This window comes from Ruegeria sp. YTSC002 (assembly GCF_059609845.1).
The window spans coordinates 18,302-37,274 of the sequence record NZ_JBXWML010000015.1 but is presented as its reverse complement, the minus strand read 5'-3'; the positions used below and the strand labels follow the sequence as shown (position 1 = coordinate 37,274).

Below are 18,973 nucleotides of genomic sequence, written 5' to 3'. Positions count from 1 at the left end.
ACAAGGGTTATACGGTGAAAGGTGACGTGAAACGCACCGGAGAAATTCTTCTAGGCGGTTGTTTTGGAATGTTTTTCTTAGCGCATGACTGAATGGGGGCACGGAATCGCTTCATGGCGCCGGAAAACGAAAAATCCATTCGAATTGCGCTGGAGGACATTCTGCAAAGTCCGCAGCTGTCCGGCTCTGCCCGGCTGCAGGGTTTTCTGACTTACGTGGTCGAACAAAGCCTGCTGGGCCACCCTGAAGAGATCGTCGGGAAGATCATCGCCCAGGACGTTTACGGGCGTCAGCCCGCCGATGGTAGCGACAATATCGTGCGGGTCGATGCCCGCCGATTGCGCCGCGCCTTGTCAGATTACTACGCCACGCAAGGCAGTGATGACGTAGTCGTGATCCACATCGATAGCGGCGGCTATGTTCCCAGGTTCGAGTTTCGTGAAGGAGACAAAGATACCCAGAAGCCGGACAAATCACGCCTCGCACAATTGCGAATTCCGATAGCTGCAATTGCGCTATTCGCTGCGACTCTGCTCGTATGGGCGATTGGACGTGGCATCGATTTTTCCCCGAGCCCGAACAGGGCGGACATCAACGCGCAGGAGCGCGTGGTGCAGGAACGCAAGGCGCTGGCAGAGAAGTCCATGGCGACGTTGCAGGCCTCCAACATGACAGCAAAAGCCAGTGAAATGCTGTTCCCGATCGCGGATGTCGAACTTCAAACCGCAGCACTCAAGTTGTTTGAAGAGGCCATTCGCATCGATCCTGCGTATGCAGGCGGGTATGCGGGAGCAGCTCACAGCTTGTCCACTCTGGCTATTTTGGCACCGGACCTCAAGCAACGTCAGGAAATGCTTCAGGCGGCGTCACTCATGTCCGGCACTGCCGTCGATCTTGACCCGACCAACGGCTGGGGCATTTCGTCCCAAGCCTGGCTGGCCTTTGCCAGTGGGGATTTTGAAAACGCAACAACGCTCGCTAACCGGGCCTATCTGCTCAGCGATTTAGATGGACGGGTTTTGAACTTCTATGCTCTCATTCTTTTGCTGACAGGGAGTTTTGAGGAAGCACAAAAGATTTCAGCGCCTGACGCGCCGCGCAGAGATGTAGGTTCACACCAAGCAAACCTGAATATACATGGGGTCGCCAGTTTTCACCTTGGCGAATACGAGACGGCTGTTTCTTCCTTCGATTCAGCGATTGCCTCAGGTGCTCCCGTCAGTGAGCTGACGCTGCTCTACAAGGCAGTATCATACCAGGCAAATGCACAGACTGCAAAGGCTCAGGAACTTCTCTCAAAGTTGTCGCGCACTTGGCCCATGTTTCAGCCAGAGCTCGCATTGAGCAGGTTCTATGCGAGCCACGAACACGTGGATACTGTACTCGTACAGTTAAGGGCGGCAGGTTGGCCAAAGGATAAGTAACTTTTCCAGAATTTGTGCCGCCCAGCCCCTTTTTGCGCTCCGGCAATTGTATCGGTGACGGAATCGGAGGTTCCCATTTTCGTCGAGTTCGGCACAGCCCATTCGCGAGGGTGACAAGCTTTCGAGCGACCGCTGTGATTATGACCTTGCTCGGTTATCCGACCGCGCAGTGGCGGTCAGCGAGGTCCGTCAGCGGCTGAAGTTCATAGCGGTGGATCTGCCGACGCTTGGCTAAAGCTAGACTTTACGGTCGCAGCGAACGGCAGGTTCGTCGGGCCGTGCCGCAGAAACTTGGAAAGGCGGTGAGTGTCCGGATTGGGCCGAACACGATGCTGCACCTGCGAAATAGGCTTCCATGCTGCGATGTGCGTGACTGTAATGGTGAAGGTTTCGACATGGGCAAGCCCCGTAAGCGGGGCCGGGCTGCTGAGGCTCCGCCCTGAATTCCGACCTTGCTGTCTTCCTGTGCCAATACGTCTTGGTCTGTCTCATCCTGAGCCATCCCAAAACGTTTGCCACATGGTCGCCTTCACGATCCGCTTTCAGCCCTGACGGGTCTGCATCCCTCTTGCAAGGTGGACGCTGCCGCCGGGCGAAGCCGAGGGGCTCTAGTCTTCGCCACCTGGCATAAGACTCCGAAGGGCTATGCGTCTGGCTTCTGGTCGAACAGAATAACGTGCGCGCCTTCTTCACTGTCAGGGTTGCCTACCAGCACGAACGGCATATCCGACCCGTACTTCTCGTAGAGACAGCGGTATTTCATCTCGCCGCTGAGCGGATCGCGCACTTGGTCATAGCGAAAGCTGTGCTGAACGCCGTCTTCGATCCAGGCCTTGACGCCATCGGGGGTCACCAGTGCAAGCGGCGCGCCGTCCAGCAAGATTGTCTCGCCAACGTTGAAAATCTCTTTCATCTCATGGGTCTCCTATCGGTCTTCTTTGGTAGCGTTACAAACCGTCGTCGCCTTTGCAACGATCTCTGCCCCGCGTGTTCCCTCTCTCGGTGTCATTGGCCCGGATCACAATCGTGTCCTGCTCCGGTCGCTTGCGAACATTTTAGGGCTGGAGGCGGTCTATCCCGCGTCCTCATAGGGCTCGTACCTCAGGTTCGCGCCGTCCGCCTGATCAAAGTCATCGGACCATCTGGTACGGCGCATGCCGCAGCTCCATTGGAATACGACGCCGACCTCGACGTCTTCACCGTTTACCGTCGTCCAAATGACTTCGACGGGGTATCCCGCATACTTCTTCATGCTCTTCTCCTGACCTCCATTGGTCGGAGCCGCAGTAATCAGGTGGCAGGTATCTGCCTGTCCCTATATATGCTTGGCCAACACAAAACGGAGTTTAGTAACTTGCTTTACAGGCCTCTACATATTGCGCTCTTTCTGGGCGCGGCTTCATCGGCTGTCGCTGCCGAGTGGGAGATCGGCTTGTCGCGAGGTCTGGAGACCTATGCTGCGACTGCAAACGACGGGACCTTGCTCTTAGTTTGCGATCCTGACCGTGTCTACAACCCAAACGAGAGCCATGCGTACTTTTTGTCGCGTCACAGCGATGACAAAGCGCCACAACGCATTGTCTTTCTCGCGGCGACCGGAGAGCAGGCTGCCTTTTCAGTGCAGGACGGGATCGCAACGCAACGGGATGCTGATCCTGCCGAATGGGCACAGCTCATCGATATGATCGAGGCGGGCGGTCAGATTGCTGTCGTGACCGCACGCGATGCCTTTACGCTGGATCAGGACGCGCTGCCCGGGCTTCGATGCCGCTGATCTTTTGAGCGAGCTCTTCGATCTCGGAGTGCAGCAGCGCCTTACCGAAGGCGGATAACAGCAGCGTCACCCCATAGACGTTGAGCGGGTCATCAATGCTTGTCTGCAACGCCGCCATATGGGCGGCGTCGAGCCTGATCATCGATTTCATAAAGGGGGCACCAGTGCCTTTGGACTCGGACAGGCGTGGTCGTGCAGCGGAGGCAACCTCATGCCAGGTCGCGGTGTCGCGCAGGTTTTGCATGCGGGCGCGAACCACTTTGATCAAGGCACGCCGAATGTAATCCGGGTCAAGGCCAGATCGTTCTGCCAGCGCATCAATCTGTGCCTGATCCTCAGCCCCGATGCGCACGTAATAGGTTCGAGACTGCCCTTCGGTGCGAGTACTGCAAGCATCATCCGCCACCGGCTGAGTAGACACCCCCGAGTTGATGCGCGCCGTTTCAGCCGAGGCTGCCTTCTCCCCTTTCCGGGGTTCTTTCTTGTCCACTGAATTTACCGCTGGGCCTTCTGTCGCGACCGCTTCCGCCGTACTCTGATCGAACACGGCATATTTCGTGGCGCTCGTGGCGAACTGCCGCGACCGCGTCAGCCTGTCTTCGTTCGAGACAGCGGTCCCGGACCGGTTTGGAATCTTCCTAGCCATTGGCAGCATCCACCACGGCCTCGATGTCGCCAAGGATCTCACTGCATAAGGCGAGGGCGGAGGAAAGATGCCCCGCCTGCAACCGATGACGAAGATCTTGTTCATAAATGTCCCGCACATATCCCAGTGGCCCGGTCAGCGGCATGCGCTGGATCGCGGCGAGATGGGGCACCGGCGTTGGCAGAAGTGGCAGGGTTGAAATCACCTCGAAGACCTCAAGGTCCTGCCGGTGAACCCTGCTTCTTGCCGCATCACGCTCAAGGTCATCGCCTGCGGTCACGAAATCGATCGCGCGTTTGTCCGCGTTCATCAATACCGCCGAAAACAGCGGGGCGGGGTCATCCGGTCCGAGGGTCTCGATCATGCGCATAACCCATGTCAGGGTTTTCAGGGCCGCCACGAAATCCGATTGTACCGGCACGGCCGGCACCAGGATCATGTCGCAGGCCAGCGCCAGTGTTTCGGTGTCGGGGTGCTCGCCGGGGCGGGTGTCGATCAGAACCAGATCAACACCTTCAGCCTCAAAGCTGTCCAGCGCGTGGTAAAGGCCTTCAACGGTCTCGGGGGCATCGACCACGGTCAAGCCCGTGGGCCATGGAAGGCGTGGCAGATCACCGAAGTCGGCGCGCGCGCTTTTTGATTCCCATTCGAGGATTTGCTTGTCAGCATCCGCATCCATGACATGCACACGGCGGCCGCGTGCCAGCATGGCGGACGCAAGCATCTGTATGAGAGTTGTCTTTCCCGAACCGCCCTTCGCGGAGATGGCCGTCACAACAAGCATTCAATGTCTCCATAACGTATATTTTGCGCCGTTATGGCGATGCCTCGGGATGGCGTCCAGACCTTGCGCGATACAGACGTTCAACCTTTGGGTCAGACAGATGTGTATCTGCTGAGGCGATGTGCTGTTTTGGCGATCATCTGCGTACGCGTTCGGTCAATTGGTCAGCAGGTCACTCACGCCGACCGTGATTGCAGCGTCCATCCTTTTCGCCATCGCGTCGTTGTGGCAATTTCCCAATGCTGCCATCAGCCTTCGAGGTGTCGGGTCACCTGACCATCGACTATCCGTATCAGCGCCGAGGTAATACGCACGGTGCTGCGCAGGCGTTCCAATCCCACAAGGTCTTCTTCTCCTTCCGGGAAAACCCCTTTGAGCATTCAACGCCAATGAAGGGATATCGTGTCGGCTGCGCCGACGTCATTCCCGCGCCTGTTCAGGATCCGGGCTGGGGTCCCGGATCGCGGCGCGGGGGAGGCGGTGTCCCTTCGGTCTGTTCGTTGTCGCGTGGGGTTTACAGCAGGCATGGCCAAGGCCCTGCCTGCTGATCACCGAAGGTGCGACAACGGACCGAAGGGACGTTGACAGGAACGGTATTGTGTATGACAAAACTTGTACGGCGACTCATTAGAGTTTTCGTGTTTACAAAAACTATCTAATGATAAATCTTGCCGCCCATGTCGAAACGCCTCTCCACCATAGCCCGACAAGAGGTTCTCCGGCTCGCTGCTCAAGGGCTTGGCGATGGGGAGATCGCCGTGCGTGTTGGCTGCTCCCGACCCACTGTCGCCCGCATGCGGGCGCGCGGTGTGGTGACGGATCGAACCACAAAGGGCCGCGTGCTGCAGGTTCGGGTGTCCGCCCGTGAGGCCGAAGCATTCGAGGCGCTTGTGGCTGAGACGGGCATGACCACGTCGGGTTTGCTCCGGCACATGATCCGTCTCTCATCCGGCATTGTCGCGTTTCGCCGGGACGAGGTCACGGCGCTCAAGGCGTCGGCCAATCAGCTCAATGCCTTGGCGCGCAATCTTGTCCAGATGCTGAAGCTTGCCCATGCGGGCAAGCTGCGGTGGAACGCGCGCGACGCGGCAATGGTCGGTCGGCTTGCGGATCGGGCCGAAGAGGTTGCCCGGGCCGTGCAGGCTTTGCGCGCGGCCTCGCTGCGCGGGTCCTTCGTCCGGGTGTCCGATTTTCGTGACGTTGGGGAGGGGCAGCGCGATGGCTGAAACACGCACCCTCCAGCAGGCGGTATTGGGCGAGATTCTGCCTCATGTGGGGCGGCGGTCTGCAGCCATGGCAGGCGAAGCGCGCGTATCGTCGGGCCGTCGGCGTGGCACGTCCGGCGGGGCAGTTGCGGTAATGTCCTGGAACGCGCTGCGGGTGCCGCAAAGCGTGGTGAAGCGTGTCGGCACGGGCGGGTGTCATTCGCCAAAAGAGTTACGCCGACAGATGAAATACATTCTGCGCGACGAGGCGCGGGTCGCAGCCTGGTCGAACCAGATCGGCATCGATCGTGTCTTTGGCGAGCGCGGCATGGAAAATGTCATTGCCGATTGGAGTGCTTCCTGGTGCGGGGCCCCGAAACGGGGTCACACCGATCACATCATCCTGTCCTTTCCCAAGGGAACCGAGGCGGAATTGGCGGAAGCCATCTCGCGCGAATGGGCGCAGGAGGTGTTCGGCGGGGGTTACCGGGATCGATATCGGTATGTGGCGGCCCTCCATTGCAACACAGACCATGTGCATGCCCATGTTCTTGTCGACAAGGTCGGGATGGAGGACGGCAAGTTCCTCTCGATCAGCCGCCATTCCGAGATCAGCTATGACATGATGCGCGAGCTGCATGCGCAGATCGCGGGCGAGCACGGGCTGGTGCTGAACGCCTCTTCCCGTCTGTCGCGCGGCATCATGGAAAACGCCCCGCGGGACACTGATTTGCAGGCGGCCCGCAAGGAGGGACGGGAGCCAGTGGTTGCCCCGCTGGATCCTGAAAGCCGCGCTCTGCGAGAGGCCGAGATACGCAGACACGCCGAGGGGTATCGGCAGCTGGCGCAACTTGCGGGGATGGGCCTGGAGGCCGACACCCCTCCGAATGGATGGATGGGGCGCATCGCGGAGGGAGCAGAGCTTGCCGCCACCAACTTGATGAAAGGAATGCCGGTGAAAGAAGGGTTTGCCGAAGGGGTTGATATCCCCGCTGCCGGAGCGGATGTGATCGGTCGTCTGATCGCCGCCCGCGAGACATTGCAAGCGGAAGCCGACACCGCGTGGAGCGCCATTCAGGACATGGCTCCCGGTGCCGAAAAGGTCGAACTGGAACAGCTCTTTGCGGGGAAGGCCCGCGAAATGGGCACGCTTCTGGGCCGCGACTTTCTTGCGGATCATTCTTCATCGGTGTCGCCCGAGCGCGATCCCTACAGTGTTCAGGGGATTGCGAGGCTGGCTGCACGGGCAGCAGAGGAGGGCAATCCGCTCGTCGCCGAGGCCGATGCTGCATTGGGTCATTTCAGAGCGGAGTTGGCGCGCGTTCTGGCACCGATGGAGGCACGACTCGAGGAGGCGGGCAGCAGTATCGAAGAAGTTGCTGCCCGTTTCACCGCACCCCATCGCAGCGAGGCGCAACTCGAAGCCTCACGCCCAGTGGACGCCCAGGAGCGCTCGGACTGGCTTGGGCTCGAACGCGACCTGCAGGCGCGCGCGCGTGATGTTTTTGCGGGGCTGCACATGGATCGTGATCTTTTGGCGGATCTGGCGCGTCAGGATATTCTTGACGCGGGGCAGGGCAGTCGCCTTGCCGACATCGCCACGCTGGACAAGCTGATCTCCGACGTGCGGCAAGACCTGCGCGACGGGGATATGGATCAGCTGGCCGCTGGCCGGATCGATCCGCTCATGGACCGCATCGAAGACCCTGGTCTGCGACAAGCCGTGTTCTCGGAGCTAAAGGCCATCGCCGCAGTGGATGCGGGTGATGACATTACCGGGCGCGACAGCGAACCAGCCGCCACCTACCGGACCCGGATCGAGGCTTTCGAGCGCGCCGAGGTGCGGGGGCGCGACCGGGACGATACCAGTGGCGATTACGGCCTCTAGAGGATTCAAAACATGCTGCATGCAATGGAAAGCCGTTGGCGGTATCCAATCGCCATCCTGCTCGGTCTCGGTGTTGGCACCTGGATCGGTGCCGCGATCGCCACGCTCTATCTGATGGCGCGATTTGGCGAAGACCTGGGTGGGTTCGATATTTTCGAACTTTGGCTGCTCAATCTGTCTGATCCACGGGTCAAGGCAAACCCTGCGGTGGAACATACTGCGTGGCTCATCACGGCACTTCCTGCCCTGCTTCTGGCGGCGACAGGAGCGACATCCGTTCATCGCGGGTCGCTCACCGATTATGATGATGCGCATTTCCAGTCGCGTCCCGAGCTCCGCCGCAACCGTATGTCGGCGTCTCTTTCCCAGAACGGCTTTCTGTTCGGCAAGCTCGGGTCACCTGCGTCCCGCGCGCCTTTCGTGTCGGCCACGCCAGATCGCTTCCCACACGCAATGATGATCGCGCCAACGGGCCGGGGCAAAGGGGTAGGCTTCGTTTTACCGAACCTTTTGCACTTCCAGGGCAGTGCCGTGATCCTCGACGTCAAGGGCGAGAATTTCGAGAAGACATCCATCCACCGCCAAAAGGCGCTGAACAATCAGGTCTGGTACTTTTCGCCCTATGACTACGTTCAGCCCGAGGGCAAGAACGGGCCCGTCCTGACCCGCACGCACCGGTTCAATCCTCTCCAGCGCATTGCCGATCTGCCCAGCCCCGAGCAGCAATACACCGCCGTCAACACCATGGCGGACTTGTTCCTCATCGTCGAAAGCGTGAACGCGCAGAGCTTTTTCCAGGCCGGACGCAGCCTGTTCGTGGCGTCTTGCCTCTATGCCATCGAGACCGGAAAGCCGACGATCGGTGAGGCGCTGCGGATCATGACTGGCGGCGGCAATAAAAAGGAATTCTACAAACGGGCCGCGATGCAGACTGCAAACCCGGTGGTGGCAGAGATTTTCCTGAGCATGGCCGACGAAGTGGACAAGATTCTCGATTCCTATGTCAGTGTGATCCGCGGGGCTGGATTGGAACTCTGGCTCGATCCGGCGGTGGACCGGGCGACACAGGCAAGCGATTTCGACTTCGGGACGTTCCGACGAGAGCCACAGTCGCTCTATATTGTCGTGCAGCCGGAGCACCTGAAAACACTGGCCCCCCTGATCCGGCTCCTGTTCGCTGATGCCATCGCATGTCTGCAACGCGCGCATCCCGGACCGGACGAGCCACATCCCGTCATGTTTCTGATGGATGAATTCGACCAACTGGGCAAACAACCCCTGGTCTTGCAGAGCATCAAGACGATCCGCTCCTATGGCGGGCGGCTGTTTATCATCTCGCAGTCGATCCCCGGTCTTGAGGGCATCTACGGCGAAACCGACCGCCGCGCTCTGCAGGCCGGCGCTGGTGTGCAGATCTACATGACCCCGCAGGATGATCGCACCGCAGACGTGCTGTCCGCAGCCCTCGGCAAACGCACGATCGTGGGCAAGACCAGATCACAGGCAACCGTGCGCAAGCTCTCGGAGAGCGCAAATATCAGCCGTCGCTCGGAAGAACGGGCGCTGGTATCCCCCGCTGAATTGCTGCGTTTCCCGCTCGACAAGGTCCTAGTCCTGCCTGAGGGGCAATATCCAATCAAGGCGGATCACATCCGCTACTATGCGGACCGGCATTTTGAGGAGATCGACAAAGCACGGCAGGGGCATTCCTTGCCCTATCCTCCTGCTGCAGCGCCAGTCTCGAACAGGCCGAAGAAAATCACCCTCGAGCATTCAGAACCTGCAGCACCCGCGGCGGTCTCCATGGGCGACAAGGAATTCGAGACTGCGGTGCAGACCTACACAGGCGCGCTACAGGGATACGCAGAAGCCGCGAGGGCAAAGCCAAAGAAAACACGTTTTGGTGGTCGGGCGCGCTCTTCGGACGCAAAGGCGAGGGGATGATCTGGAAATCGAATGTGGCTGTGCTGTTCTGCCATGCGCCAGCTATGAGACAGATACCAATCGCGCCTGTTTCGGGTCATAGACATAGCCCGAAATCGTCCCGTCCTTGATCCGTTCAACTGCATCCTTTATCGCGAATATTGGCACGAGAAACCACTCTCTCGGAATCACGGGCCTACCAAAGCGATCCATGATCTCGATCTCGAGCCGCGCGGGCTCGAAGATGCGATGGATCAGGTTCTCCAGTTTTGTCCGATTGATGTTGTAGAGTTCATAAGTCGCAACCACCTCGACGTTCGCCATCAGAAACGTAGGTTGCAGATGTGCGCCAGCGATCCGCTTTTCAACGCTCATATTGGTGACGCCGATCTTGTGTACGAGGTCGCGATTTTCGGCCACAAGTGGATGATCGGACTTGCTGCGAAGCACATAAATTGTCCCGCTCGCCTCGTCGCCATCGATTGTCTGATCGGAAAAAAGTGGCCCTGCCGATGGGTCGGTGATCCGCCGTCCGGCGTCGTCCTTGTTCAACGCGCGCTGAAGCGAGCGCATCAGCATGTTGCTCTCGGTCCCGTTGTCGAAAATCACCCGCAGACGCGCATCCGTGCGACCTTGCTCGTTGGTGATGGTCTCGCCCTTGTCGGCGACATAGGCCTTTTGACCGCTGACAATGAAGAAGCGTCCCTTCTCGATCTCGGCTTTCATCTCGAACGGGCGAGTTTCGCGCAAGCCGCTATCCAGTTCTTTCTGGACCTGCTCGAACAAGGGTTTGAACGTCGCGAAATCCTCGCATTTCTCGCGGTTTGCGACTTCGTCGGCGGCCTTTTTCTCGGCTGTTGACCGGACATGCTTCAATTCCGTGAGGGGTGATTTAGCAACTTCCACGCCCAGTTCGGCGAGGAGGGCATCGTCATCGAGGTCATCGGAGTCCGATGCTGAGGGCGCAGGGGTGTTTGCTAGGAGACCCTGCTCGTCGAGTGGGGCAAGGAGGTCGCGGCATTCCTGCAAGTCGCGGATCCGATCAAGACGCACGGCGTAGAGGCGTTCAAAGATATCACGATCCTCCCCGTGCTGGGGAGGCCGGCCATGCTCATCTGCAAATCGCAAGATTTCCTCAAAACCTGCGATGATGCGTTCTTCGCGTGGTGTGCGGCTGAGCTGCTTCTTGACCTCGACCTCGACGCCAAGCTCAGCAAGGAGGGCGTCGTCTTCGTCGGTGAAACCCTTAGCCATTGGTAGCCTCCTGCTTCATGCGCGCGAGATAGGCGACGCCTTCGGCCATTTTCTTCTCCCACGGATCAGGCGATGTGATGGAAGGCAGACGGCCCCGCTCCTGCTTGAACTTGACGGCGCGTTTCGCCAGATCTCGCGCCTCGTCCGGTGACAGTTGCACCTTTTTCGCAGAGATGACGGCCTGGACCTGCCGAAGGCTTTCCTCGCTCATCGTCTTTGCCAGAATCGAGTAGGCTTCGCCGAACGGGTTGATGCGATCAATCAGATCGATGTCGAGTTCGCGCACGTCCATTGCGAATTTGCGCACCCCGTCGATCAAGGCGGTATTGCCGGTTGTTTCTGTGTCATCGCGGTTCGACAGCGCGATCTCTTTCGCCTTCTGGGTCAGGTTCAGCGCAGCAACTGCGTGTTGGCGCACCGCTTCCTGATCCTCTGCATCTAGCTCTGGGAACCTGGCACCGACAATCTTGCCCATGCGGACCTGCGTCAGTTCCTCCGGCACCAGCTCCTCATCGAAGAGCCCGCGCTCGATCGTGGTCTTGTCCTGAACGAAAGCTGTGATGACTTCGTTGAGGTCCTCCTGGCAGATGCGTTTGGCTTCCTTGCTCTTGGGTTCGACCAGACCTTTGATTTCGATCTGGAACTGCCCGCTGGCCTCGCTGAAGCCAACGTTCTCTTTGTTGGGGTCATAGCCGCCCTCGCCGTAATCGAACCCTTCGACAGGGCCACTTTTCACGGTCTTGGGCGTGAAGTTGAAACGTGGGGCCAGCACCTGCTCCATCAGCAGGCTTGCAGCGATCGCCTTCAGTGTATCGTTGACTGCCTCGGTCACGGCTTCGGCCGCGGCGTCGGGCTCCGCGATAAGGTTGGTGAACCGCGCTCGGGTCTTGCCCTCGGCATCGCGGGTGGCGCGGCCGATGATCTGCACGATCTCCGTCAGGCTGGCGCGATAACCCACCGTCAGGGCGTGTTCGCACCAGATCCAATCGAACCCTTCTTTCGCCATACCCAGGGCGATGATGATGTCGACATGATCGCGGTTGTTCTTCTGCGTGGAGTCTTTCAGCGCGGCGGAAACCTTGTCACGCTTGGATGGCTCGTCGTCCACCAGATCGGCGATGCGTAAGAAACGCTCGTCGGGCGTCTTGACCAGCTGAAAGCCTGTGATGGGATCCGCTCCCTGCCAATCGCCCAGGGCGTCAATGATATGCTCGACCTCGCGATGCTTGTCCTTAGTGCTTTCGCGCGAGTTCACGTTCGGGATGTGAAGGATTGTCTTCTCGGTCGGATCCAAAACCTTGAGGATGTCGTCCGCATAGGACCCGGAATAGAAGAAATACCCGATGTCGAGCGTCTTGAGGTATTTGTAACCATTCAACTGCTGATAGTAGGTATAGGTGAAGGTATCGAACTTTGCCTCATCTTCGGGCGACAGAACGGCTTCGGCATCGCCGCGGAAATAGGACCCGGTCATCGCAACCAGATGCACCTTGTCGCGCGCGACCAGTGCGCCCAGATGCGTGCCCAGCTTGTTATCAGGGTTGGCAGAGACGTGGTGAAACTCGTCTACCGCGATGAGCCGATCATCAAACGCTTCAATCCCGAACTTGTCCACGGCGAACCGAAAGGTCGCGTGGGTGCAGACCAGAATCTTGTCGTCGCTCGCCAGAAACTTGCCGACAGCGCCGACCTTGCCGTCATCCCCGCCGGGAGCGTTGCATAGGTTCCATCGCGGTTGCACGGTCCAGTCTGCCCAGAAGCCGTACTTGCTCAGCGGCTCGTCGTTGAAGCTGGACCCGATGGACTTTTCCGGCACCACGACGATGGCCTGGCGCAGGCCCTGATTGTGCAGCTTGTCGAGCGCGATGAACATCAGCGCGCGGCTCTTGCCCGAGGCCGGGGGCGACTTGATCAGCAGGTATTGCTCGCCCCGCTTCTCATAGGCACCCTCTTGCATTTCGCGCATGCCAAGCTCGTTCGATTTGGTCGAGCTTCCATTGGCCGCGTAATTGACAGAGACGGAAGGAACCTGCTGTGTCATGATGTTTTCCTTCTGAGGGGCGCGGAATCATTCGCTTTGGGGCAGGCAATCAAAACCCGATCAAGTAGCGATACCGCACCCTGCCTATCGTAACAGTATGATTTATATGTATTTTCCAATTTACGCCCTCCAGCCCACATACGCACAATCAAAACCCGATCAAATGTTGTCCCTGTCACGCCCATGAGGGGACATATCCGGCCCGAGGGCGTTCAGCATCCGCAGGACGGATCAGATCAGCATCCAGCGTTGCGCGAATAACCCGCGATGCCTGCGCAGCGTTCTGGTCGTCGATACCAAGCCGCTCGCGAAGTGTCGCGTTCGTCATCTTCTGACCGCCTACGTATTTGAGCGCGGCATGTTGGTAACACGCTCGCACGGCTTCTTCCGGTGTCATGTCCGCAAATCGGCGTGGTGCAAACAGAACCACGCGCACGGCGTCTCCCTCCATGCGGAAATCCGGTGGGGGCAACTGGTGTAGCTCAACCGCCGAGATCACCTTGTCGATGCCGGTGCCTTGTTCTTCGCAAAGTTTCATCCGCCGCATCAACGACGCAAGGGCTTCATTTCGGGAACGCGGCGGCGAGTCCAAAAACCGGTCGGGGCTAACCAAGGGGGCGCCCGGGTTCGTGATCTCCATTCGATCACTGAACAACTCGATGAGTGGTCCTGCGCCGGTGATTGTCATGTCTTGGTGGATCAATGCGTTGGCGATCAATTCGCGGATCGCTATCGACGGGTAAAGTGGTCGCTCCTCGCGGAATGCTTTACCGATCAGTTCGTTGCGGGGCAGAAGGCCGTCGATGTAATCCACCAGCCCCTGAAATCCCGCTGCATAGCCGCGCTGGCCATCCTGGCGGTGACTCACGTCATCTGCACGTCCGGTGCCGGCATAGGCCACGAAACGGACGCCTTTGCGCTCTACAGAGGGGCCGAAATCGGCAAGTTTCTTGGCATACAGGATTGCACCTAGATTGGTGATGTTCCAACGATCGCTTACATCTTTCTGGATCAGGCGATCCGCCAATAGCCTGTCGAAGATCCCCTGCCTGTTATCCGGCAAGGGCTGGCCCGTGAGATCGAAGTAGTTGGCGTAATTCAGCCGCCCAAGAACATCGTCACCAGTCAGGAACTGCGCCGCGATCCCTGTCTCCCAAGCGTAGGGCTGCAACTTTGCCCAGAGGGCACGCAGGCGTTCCGGATGGTCGGACAGGCGCGGCGTGGCGCTGCCGATGCGCAAATAGGCTGTGCGGTCAAATTCTACCGGGGCGGTTGCGGCGGCGGGGATGGTCAGCAGGATCAGGCGCCCCCCATCGTGATCGACTTCTTCGAAACGAAACTCGATGCTTGGCGACAGGTGGTTCGCAATCCACAGTTCGAGCGGCTGCCCCTTCTCCTTCTTCACTGTCGGCTCAAAAACCGTGCCGACAGCCGCATGATCACCGTCTCGCACCCCCCAGACCACATAGGCAAAGTGTTGATCGGCCAGCCGTGCGGCATTGGACAAGGCCGAGATCAGCTTACCGATCAACGGTCCGTCGGCATTGTTCTCTTTGAACTCGATCCAGGTGGTTTCCCCTGGTTTGGCGCGCAGATCGTCCACCAGCCTGCGGGTGCGTTCCGCGCTCATGACAGGGTCAAGGGTCATGGTGTGTTCACTTTCTGACCCATCACGACCAACCGGCGCTTCTCAGGGGCGCGTTCATGCATTTCGCGAATGCCAAGCTTGTTCGATCTGACCTCACTGCGGCTCGTGGCGTATTGGACGGAGAAAGAGGGAACGGATTTATTGGCTGTCATGAATACTCTTCAACCTCGATAGCTTCCGGTGGCGCCTTTTGCGCTCCACGGCTTATACTTAACTAAAATCCCAAACCCTGACGTCATTCCGGGTGTGATTTTCTTCATGCAAGCGCGAACAAGGGCAAGCGTCATACGATAGGCTGCGTAGAAATCAACAGCTCCGCGCGGATGCCCTTGTCCATATCTCCATTCACTTATGTCGTCGAAACGCGGCCAAGCGGACAAGAGGTTGGAATCAAATACAACCCCATGCTTGCTCGCCTTTTCAAGAAGCTCACCGAGGAAATGGATTTTCGGCTGTTTTCCTGTTTCTTTTCGTATCACAGCCTTGAGCGCAGCCTCGTTGGCCATCTGCAAGTCAAACCATGCAGGCCCAAGCTCAGGAGTACGCTGAGAAACCAAACGCTCCGCGGCCTGTGTGAGATATGTCAACGTTGACTGAATTAACTTTTGAACTTCGTGGTCGCCGTCCGAATGGAAAGTTACCCGCCGGAACTCGACATATCGCAAAGTCTCCGCGACGTTGGCTACCTCGGCGACGACTTCGTCGCGGGCACTGTCATCGAGTTTTGAAAGATCTGGGCCGTTGATGATCCAAGAAGCAGCCTCTTCACCCTCACCAAGCCCTTCCTCGAAGTACATCCACGCCTGTTCGCCTTCCTCCTCCACCTTCATTCGGTTGGCAGGGCCCGAAATCAAGAACGGAGCGCCGCGAACCATTACTGCACCAATGAGTGGTGCAGTGCCTTTTGCTGTCATGGCAGCAGCACCGTATTTATCTGAGTACCAAAATTCTACTGCATCATAGAGAACGCGAAACCAAATCGTCTCAGCGTGCTCGCCGATACTACCTTGGTTGCTCAGACGTTCCTCCCCTGCTTTGACCTCGATTACTTCCTCGCGAATTGACATCATCAGAGCTTGCAAGGGCCGCTGTGGCAACGCCAGCCCTTGCTCTGACAAACTGGCATCGAAAAGCTCAAGCCAGTGATCCATCGCCGTCGCCAATTCGCGGCTCTGCTTAAGGCCGAAATCTTCTTCTGCTGACACGGGGTTCTCCGTCATACCGCCACCTTCGTCGTCATCTTCGTGTACATCTCGAACAGCTTTTCCAGCCGTTCGGTATCGTTGCGGAAGCGACGGCCGATGTAGATGCGTTCCAGCACCTCGTCGTTGTGGTCATGCGCGGCGCGAAGGTTGGCGGGCATTTTCTCGGGGTCGTAGAGGTCGGCGATGGTGGCGGGGAAATGCGCCTCGCGCGCCAGAAGGATGCCCTCCGCCGCCGCTGTCAGGTCGGCGCGGTTCTTTTCGGTTAGTTTGGGGACGGGGAAGGTGTTCCAGCCCATGGTGTTGGAGTAGCGATAGCGAGTTTCCAGCTTCCCACAGACCGTGGCGATCCAGACCAGATGGAGCCGCGAGGCGATCAGGGCCATGTTCCAGAGCGGGGCGTCGTAGAGGGCGAAAGCAAGGTTTGAAACGATTGACCGCTCAGGGAGTAGGCCGATTGGTAGATAATCTCGGCTCTCTGAACTGACCTGTGGAACGATGTATGTGATACGTTCTGCAACGGACTGTATCTGACGAAACCGATGGGGAAATGCTGCCGCAGGCCGAGTTTCCGCAGCCTTGCTGTTTGAGCGAAACTCACGAACTTTCTGAATTCGCTCGCGTATTGGTCGTATTTCTTCTGCTATGGTCCGCTCGTCGTCTTCGATCCAGATGCAGTAACGTTCGAGACCTCTGATAAACTCTGCCGCGCCGTAGTATCGGCGAATGAACTGCTCAGCGTTTGGATAGGTCAAAACCAACTCTTGTCGCTCGTCTGATGAGAGAACCAAATTGCCGTCATCGGTCGGCTTATTTCCCCAAACCATGTAGCCACGATCACTTGGCGAGCGTGATTTACCGTCCACGATAACTGTTGGCGCTGCCACCAAATAGGCGTTGATGTTTTCCGCTTCCTTCACAACGGACCCGCCATCATCTGCCAGCGTGAACAGCTTGCGCATCGGCGCTGCATGGTTGGAGATTGCCACAATCGCAACCGTCACACCCGCATTATGGCTGGCAAGGTTCGCCCATTTGAAACTGGTATGAGCAAAGGCGATCTCGTGCCCTGTCTTGAAAATCAGCGGCCAGAGGATCGGCACCTGCTGCCCCTGACAAATCGAGTTGGTGGACACGAATGCCGAAACGGTGGGCGTGTGCAGCCCGTAATCGGCGGCCTTCATGAACCAGCCCGCGACATAGTCGAGCGACTTCCAGCTTTTCGTGCGCCCGTCGAAAATGCGCTGCAAATCCTCTTTCTGTTCGGTGCTTTGCCACGTTGACCCGAGATAAGGCGGGTTCCCGCAGATATAGGTCTCGCCCCCTTCATTCGCGAAGTCGATCTGCGCCTGATCCAGCGGCGACATGAACAGGTCATCGGCCTGAAACTTCACCCCCGTCCCCGTGGGCGGGCAGACCGACAGCCAGTCTAGCCGCAGGGCGTTGCCGCAGGTGATCCAGTTCTGCGCATCCAGCGGCAGGAACTCGGCCAGCGCCTCTTTCTGGCCGCGATAGGTCACGTCGCATTGGTATTCCGCGACGATCAGCGCCAGCCGCGCGATCTCGGCCGAGAAATCCCGCAGCTCGATCCCGCGATAGTTGGTCAGGGGAATGTCGGTACGCCGCAGCGGCTCGCCCCGGCGCTTGTTGATCTCATACTCGATGGCGCGCATTTCCTTGTAGGCGATGACAAGGAAGTTGCCCGACCCGCAGGCGGGATCGAAGACGCGGATCTTGGCCATCCGGGCGCGCAGATTGGCCAGCTTGCGCGCGTTGTCGCCTGCCGCATCCAGCTCTGCCCGCAGGTCATCGAGGAAGAGCGGGTTCAGCACCTTCAGGATGTTCGGCACGGAGGTGTAGTGCATCCCGAGGACCGAGCGTTCCTCCTCATCCGCGACGGCCTGGATCATGGACCCGAAGATGTCGGGGTTGATCTGAGTCCAGTCGAGGCTGCCGATATGCGACAGGTAGCGCTGCGCGATCTTGGAAAAGCGCGGCACATCGGTGCTGCCCGAGAAGAGCCCGCCGTTCACATAGGGAAAGGCATCGGCCCAGCGGGGCAGCTTGGCCTCGGCCCGTTTGGGGATGGCGGTGTTCATCGCACGGAAGATCTCGCCGATGACTTCGTGCGTGTTCGACCCGTCGCGGTTCGCCATCTGGTCGATGGTCGCGGTGAACAGGTTGTCGCTGACGAAGATGTCGGTGTCTTCGGCGAAGAAGCAGAAGATCAGCCGCGCCATAAAGTGGTTCATGTCATGGCGTTTTTCGGCGCTGCCCCAATCGGGGTTGTCCTTGATCAGCTCGACATAGAGCCGGTTGAGGCGGCTGGTCGCCCGGATGTCAAAGGCGCTTTCGCGGATCTGCTTGACGGTGGAGATACCGGCGAGCGGCAGGAAGAAGCCGAAATGGTCGGGGAAATCGGTGTAGCGGCAGGCGATGGTCTCGCCAGTGGTGATATCTTCGGCTTCCAGATCAATGCCATCGGTAGCGAGGATGAACTTGGCCTTAGCGCGGGTGGTGGTTGGGCTGTCGCGCAAGGCGGTGAGCGTTGCCGCGATATCGCCCGGCGCACAGGTCGCAAGGTGGATGTTGTTGGTCTGCAGGACGCCGCCGAGGTCGGACTTGTTCGACGCGCCGGTGCGCAGCCGCTTGATGGTCGTGTCCTTGTTGCCGAAGGCCATGAGGAAGGCATATGGGAACTCGGCAGCATCAAAGGGCTGCTCGGCGAGTTCGGAAACAGCTTGTTCGATTTCAACGGCGTTCATGCGGCTGTCCAGGGGTTGATCAGGTCGATCTCGCAACCCTCGAAGTCAGGCGTATTGCGCGTGGCGACGGTGGCGCCGCAGGCGTGGGCAATGGAAGCGATCTGGCAATCGGCCTGAGCGATCGGTCGCCCGGCGGACCGTCGTGCCGCTGCTATGGTAGCGAAGGACTGCGCGGCGTTGCTGTCGAAGGGCAGAATGCGCCCGGCCAGGTCTTCGCGCAGGATGCGGTCCACGGCGTCAACCAGCGCGGCGCGGTGCTTGCCGTTCCCCATGATTGCGAGGCCAAAGCGCAGTTCCGCCTCCGATATCGAGGTCAGGTAAACGTTGAGCCCTTCCTGAGCCGACAACCAGTGTTCGACCTTGGGCTCCGGGGCCGGGCGCAAAAGCTCGGAGATGACATTCGTGTCGAGGATGATCAT

At 58.9% G+C, this 18,973-nt stretch carries 16 protein-coding genes; 5 read left to right on the top strand and 11 right to left on the bottom strand.

The genetic code is table 11. The annotated features are described in order from the left end of the window. Positions 1 to 113: 113 nt before the first annotated feature. On the top strand, positions 114 to 1,424 hold the full coding sequence (locus tag AC2FFD_RS20175; protein ID WP_496873956.1) for a hypothetical protein: 1,311 nt from the start codon (positions 114 to 116) through the stop codon (positions 1,422 to 1,424). A gap of 643 nt (positions 1,425 to 2,067) precedes the next feature. Here AC2FFD_RS20175 and AC2FFD_RS20170 read toward each other — a convergent pair. Together AC2FFD_RS20170 and AC2FFD_RS20165 are read right to left on the bottom strand one after the other, a co-directional pair. Continuing rightward, on the bottom strand, positions 2,068 to 2,337 hold the full coding sequence (locus AC2FFD_RS20170) for a hypothetical protein (RefSeq protein ID WP_040179869.1): 270 nt from the start codon (positions 2,335 to 2,337) through the stop codon (positions 2,068 to 2,070). 159 nt (positions 2,338 to 2,496) lie between these two features. Beyond that, positions 2,497 to 2,676 (bottom strand): hypothetical protein, encoded by a 180-nt coding sequence (locus AC2FFD_RS20165; protein ID WP_068247264.1) that lies wholly within the window; start codon positions 2,674 to 2,676, stop codon positions 2,497 to 2,499. Positions 2,677 to 2,856: 180 nt separating this feature from the next. Between AC2FFD_RS20165 and AC2FFD_RS20160 the strand changes: the two genes are divergently transcribed. Next, positions 2,857 to 3,198, top strand: coding sequence for a hypothetical protein (locus tag AC2FFD_RS20160; protein ID WP_068247265.1), 342 nt, complete (start codon positions 2,857 to 2,859; stop codon positions 3,196 to 3,198). Here the strand turns inward: AC2FFD_RS20160 and AC2FFD_RS20155 are convergent. The 3 genes from AC2FFD_RS20155 to AC2FFD_RS20145 form a co-directional block, all read right to left on the bottom strand. Beyond that, positions 3,155 to 3,844, bottom strand: coding sequence for a hypothetical protein (locus AC2FFD_RS20155; RefSeq protein WP_496873955.1), 690 nt, complete (start codon positions 3,842 to 3,844; stop codon positions 3,155 to 3,157). The genes AC2FFD_RS20160 and AC2FFD_RS20155 overlap by 44 nt on opposite strands. After that, the gene (locus AC2FFD_RS20150; protein WP_068247275.1) at positions 3,837 to 4,628 is read right to left on the bottom strand and encodes a nucleotide-binding protein; all 792 of its coding nucleotides are present in this window, start codon (positions 4,626 to 4,628) and stop codon (positions 3,837 to 3,839) included. Before AC2FFD_RS20150 ends, AC2FFD_RS20155 begins: the two co-directional genes overlap by 8 nt. A gap of 248 nt (positions 4,629 to 4,876) precedes the next feature. Next, positions 4,877 to 5,008, bottom strand: a complete 132-nt coding sequence (locus AC2FFD_RS20145; protein ID WP_496873954.1) for a hypothetical protein — start codon at positions 5,006 to 5,008, stop codon at positions 4,877 to 4,879. A gap of 297 nt (positions 5,009 to 5,305) precedes the next feature. On the opposite strand from AC2FFD_RS20145, the gene AC2FFD_RS20140 reads away from it, so the two are divergent. The 3 genes from AC2FFD_RS20140 to AC2FFD_RS20130 are packed head-to-tail and all read left to right on the top strand — an operon-like array spanning position 5,306 to position 9,665. Next, on the top strand, positions 5,306 to 5,854 hold the full coding sequence (locus tag AC2FFD_RS20140) for a plasmid mobilization protein (RefSeq protein WP_496873953.1): 549 nt from the start codon (positions 5,306 to 5,308) through the stop codon (positions 5,852 to 5,854). Then, positions 5,847 to 7,721, top strand: a complete 1,875-nt coding sequence (locus tag AC2FFD_RS20135) for a relaxase/mobilization nuclease domain-containing protein (protein WP_317389026.1) — start codon at positions 5,847 to 5,849, stop codon at positions 7,719 to 7,721. Before AC2FFD_RS20140 ends, AC2FFD_RS20135 begins: the two co-directional genes overlap by 8 nt. 12 nt (positions 7,722 to 7,733) lie before the next feature. After that, positions 7,734 to 9,665, top strand: a complete 1,932-nt coding sequence (locus tag AC2FFD_RS20130) for a type IV secretory system conjugative DNA transfer family protein (protein ID WP_496873952.1) — start codon at positions 7,734 to 7,736, stop codon at positions 9,663 to 9,665. 42 nt (positions 9,666 to 9,707) lie between these two features. Here AC2FFD_RS20130 and AC2FFD_RS20125 read toward each other — a convergent pair whose 3' ends face one another. The 6 genes from AC2FFD_RS20125 to AC2FFD_RS20100 form a co-directional block, all read right to left on the bottom strand. After that, positions 9,708 to 10,898 carry a GIY-YIG nuclease family protein gene (locus AC2FFD_RS20125; RefSeq protein WP_068247292.1) on the bottom strand — a complete coding sequence of 397 codons (1,191 nt, stop codon included), beginning with the start codon at positions 10,896 to 10,898 and terminating at the stop codon, positions 9,708 to 9,710. Continuing rightward, complete coding sequence (locus tag AC2FFD_RS20120; protein WP_068247294.1) at positions 10,891 to 12,939, bottom strand: pseudomurein-binding repeat-containing protein; 2,049 nt, start codon at positions 12,937 to 12,939, stop codon at positions 10,891 to 10,893. Before AC2FFD_RS20120 ends, AC2FFD_RS20125 begins: the two co-directional genes overlap by 8 nt. Before the next feature lie 175 nt (positions 12,940 to 13,114). Continuing rightward, on the bottom strand, positions 13,115 to 14,587 hold the full coding sequence (locus tag AC2FFD_RS20115; RefSeq protein ID WP_496873951.1) for an ATP-binding protein: 1,473 nt from the start codon (positions 14,585 to 14,587) through the stop codon (positions 13,115 to 13,117). Positions 14,588 to 14,748: 161 nt separating this feature from the next. After that, on the bottom strand, positions 14,749 to 15,807 hold the full coding sequence (locus tag AC2FFD_RS20110; protein ID WP_496873950.1) for a HEPN domain-containing protein: 1,059 nt from the start codon (positions 15,805 to 15,807) through the stop codon (positions 14,749 to 14,751). Beyond that, positions 15,804 to 18,554, bottom strand: coding sequence for a class I SAM-dependent DNA methyltransferase (locus AC2FFD_RS20105; RefSeq protein ID WP_496873949.1), 2,751 nt, complete (start codon positions 18,552 to 18,554; stop codon positions 15,804 to 15,806). The genes AC2FFD_RS20110 and AC2FFD_RS20105 overlap by 4 nt, the downstream gene beginning before the upstream one ends. Further along, positions 18,551 to 18,973 (bottom strand): type II toxin-antitoxin system VapC family toxin, encoded by a 423-nt coding sequence (locus AC2FFD_RS20100; protein ID WP_068247303.1) that lies wholly within the window; start codon positions 18,971 to 18,973, stop codon positions 18,551 to 18,553. Before AC2FFD_RS20100 ends, AC2FFD_RS20105 begins: the two co-directional genes overlap by 4 nt.

Bases quoted from the DNA above. Each gene is read 5' to 3' on its own strand.
- AC2FFD_RS20135 (WP_317389026.1), top strand. From the start codon at position 5,847: ATGGCTGAAACACGCACCCTCCAGCAGGCGGTATTGGGCGAGATTCTG.
- AC2FFD_RS20110 (WP_496873950.1), bottom strand. From the start codon at position 15,807: ATGACGGAGAACCCCGTGTCAGCAGAAGAAGATTTCGGCCTTAAGCAG.
- AC2FFD_RS20115 (WP_496873951.1), bottom strand. From the start codon at position 14,587: ATGACCCTTGACCCTGTCATGAGCGCGGAACGCACCCGCAGGCTGGTG.
- AC2FFD_RS20100 (WP_068247303.1), bottom strand. From the start codon at position 18,973: ATGATCATCCTCGACACGAATGTCATCTCCGAGCTTTTGCGCCCGGCC.
- AC2FFD_RS20165 (WP_068247264.1), bottom strand. From the start codon at position 2,676: ATGAAGAAGTATGCGGGATACCCCGTCGAAGTCATTTGGACGACGGTA.
- AC2FFD_RS20145 (WP_496873954.1), bottom strand. From the start codon at position 5,008: ATGCTCAAAGGGGTTTTCCCGGAAGGAGAAGAAGACCTTGTGGGATTG.
- AC2FFD_RS20120 (WP_068247294.1), bottom strand. From the start codon at position 12,939: ATGACACAGCAGGTTCCTTCCGTCTCTGTCAATTACGCGGCCAATGGA.
- AC2FFD_RS20150 (WP_068247275.1), bottom strand. From the start codon at position 4,628: ATGCTTGTTGTGACGGCCATCTCCGCGAAGGGCGGTTCGGGAAAGACA.
- AC2FFD_RS20130 (WP_496873952.1), top strand. From the start codon at position 7,734: ATGCTGCATGCAATGGAAAGCCGTTGGCGGTATCCAATCGCCATCCTG.
- AC2FFD_RS20140 (WP_496873953.1), top strand. From the start codon at position 5,306: ATGTCGAAACGCCTCTCCACCATAGCCCGACAAGAGGTTCTCCGGCTC.
- AC2FFD_RS20125 (WP_068247292.1), bottom strand. From the start codon at position 10,898: ATGGCTAAGGGTTTCACCGACGAAGACGACGCCCTCCTTGCTGAGCTT.
- AC2FFD_RS20105 (WP_496873949.1), bottom strand. From the start codon at position 18,554: ATGAACGCCGTTGAAATCGAACAAGCTGTTTCCGAACTCGCCGAGCAG.
- AC2FFD_RS20155 (WP_496873955.1), bottom strand. From the start codon at position 3,844: ATGGCTAGGAAGATTCCAAACCGGTCCGGGACCGCTGTCTCGAACGAA.
- AC2FFD_RS20175 (WP_496873956.1), top strand. From the start codon at position 114: ATGGCGCCGGAAAACGAAAAATCCATTCGAATTGCGCTGGAGGACATT.
- AC2FFD_RS20170 (WP_040179869.1), bottom strand. From the start codon at position 2,337: ATGAAAGAGATTTTCAACGTTGGCGAGACAATCTTGCTGGACGGCGCG.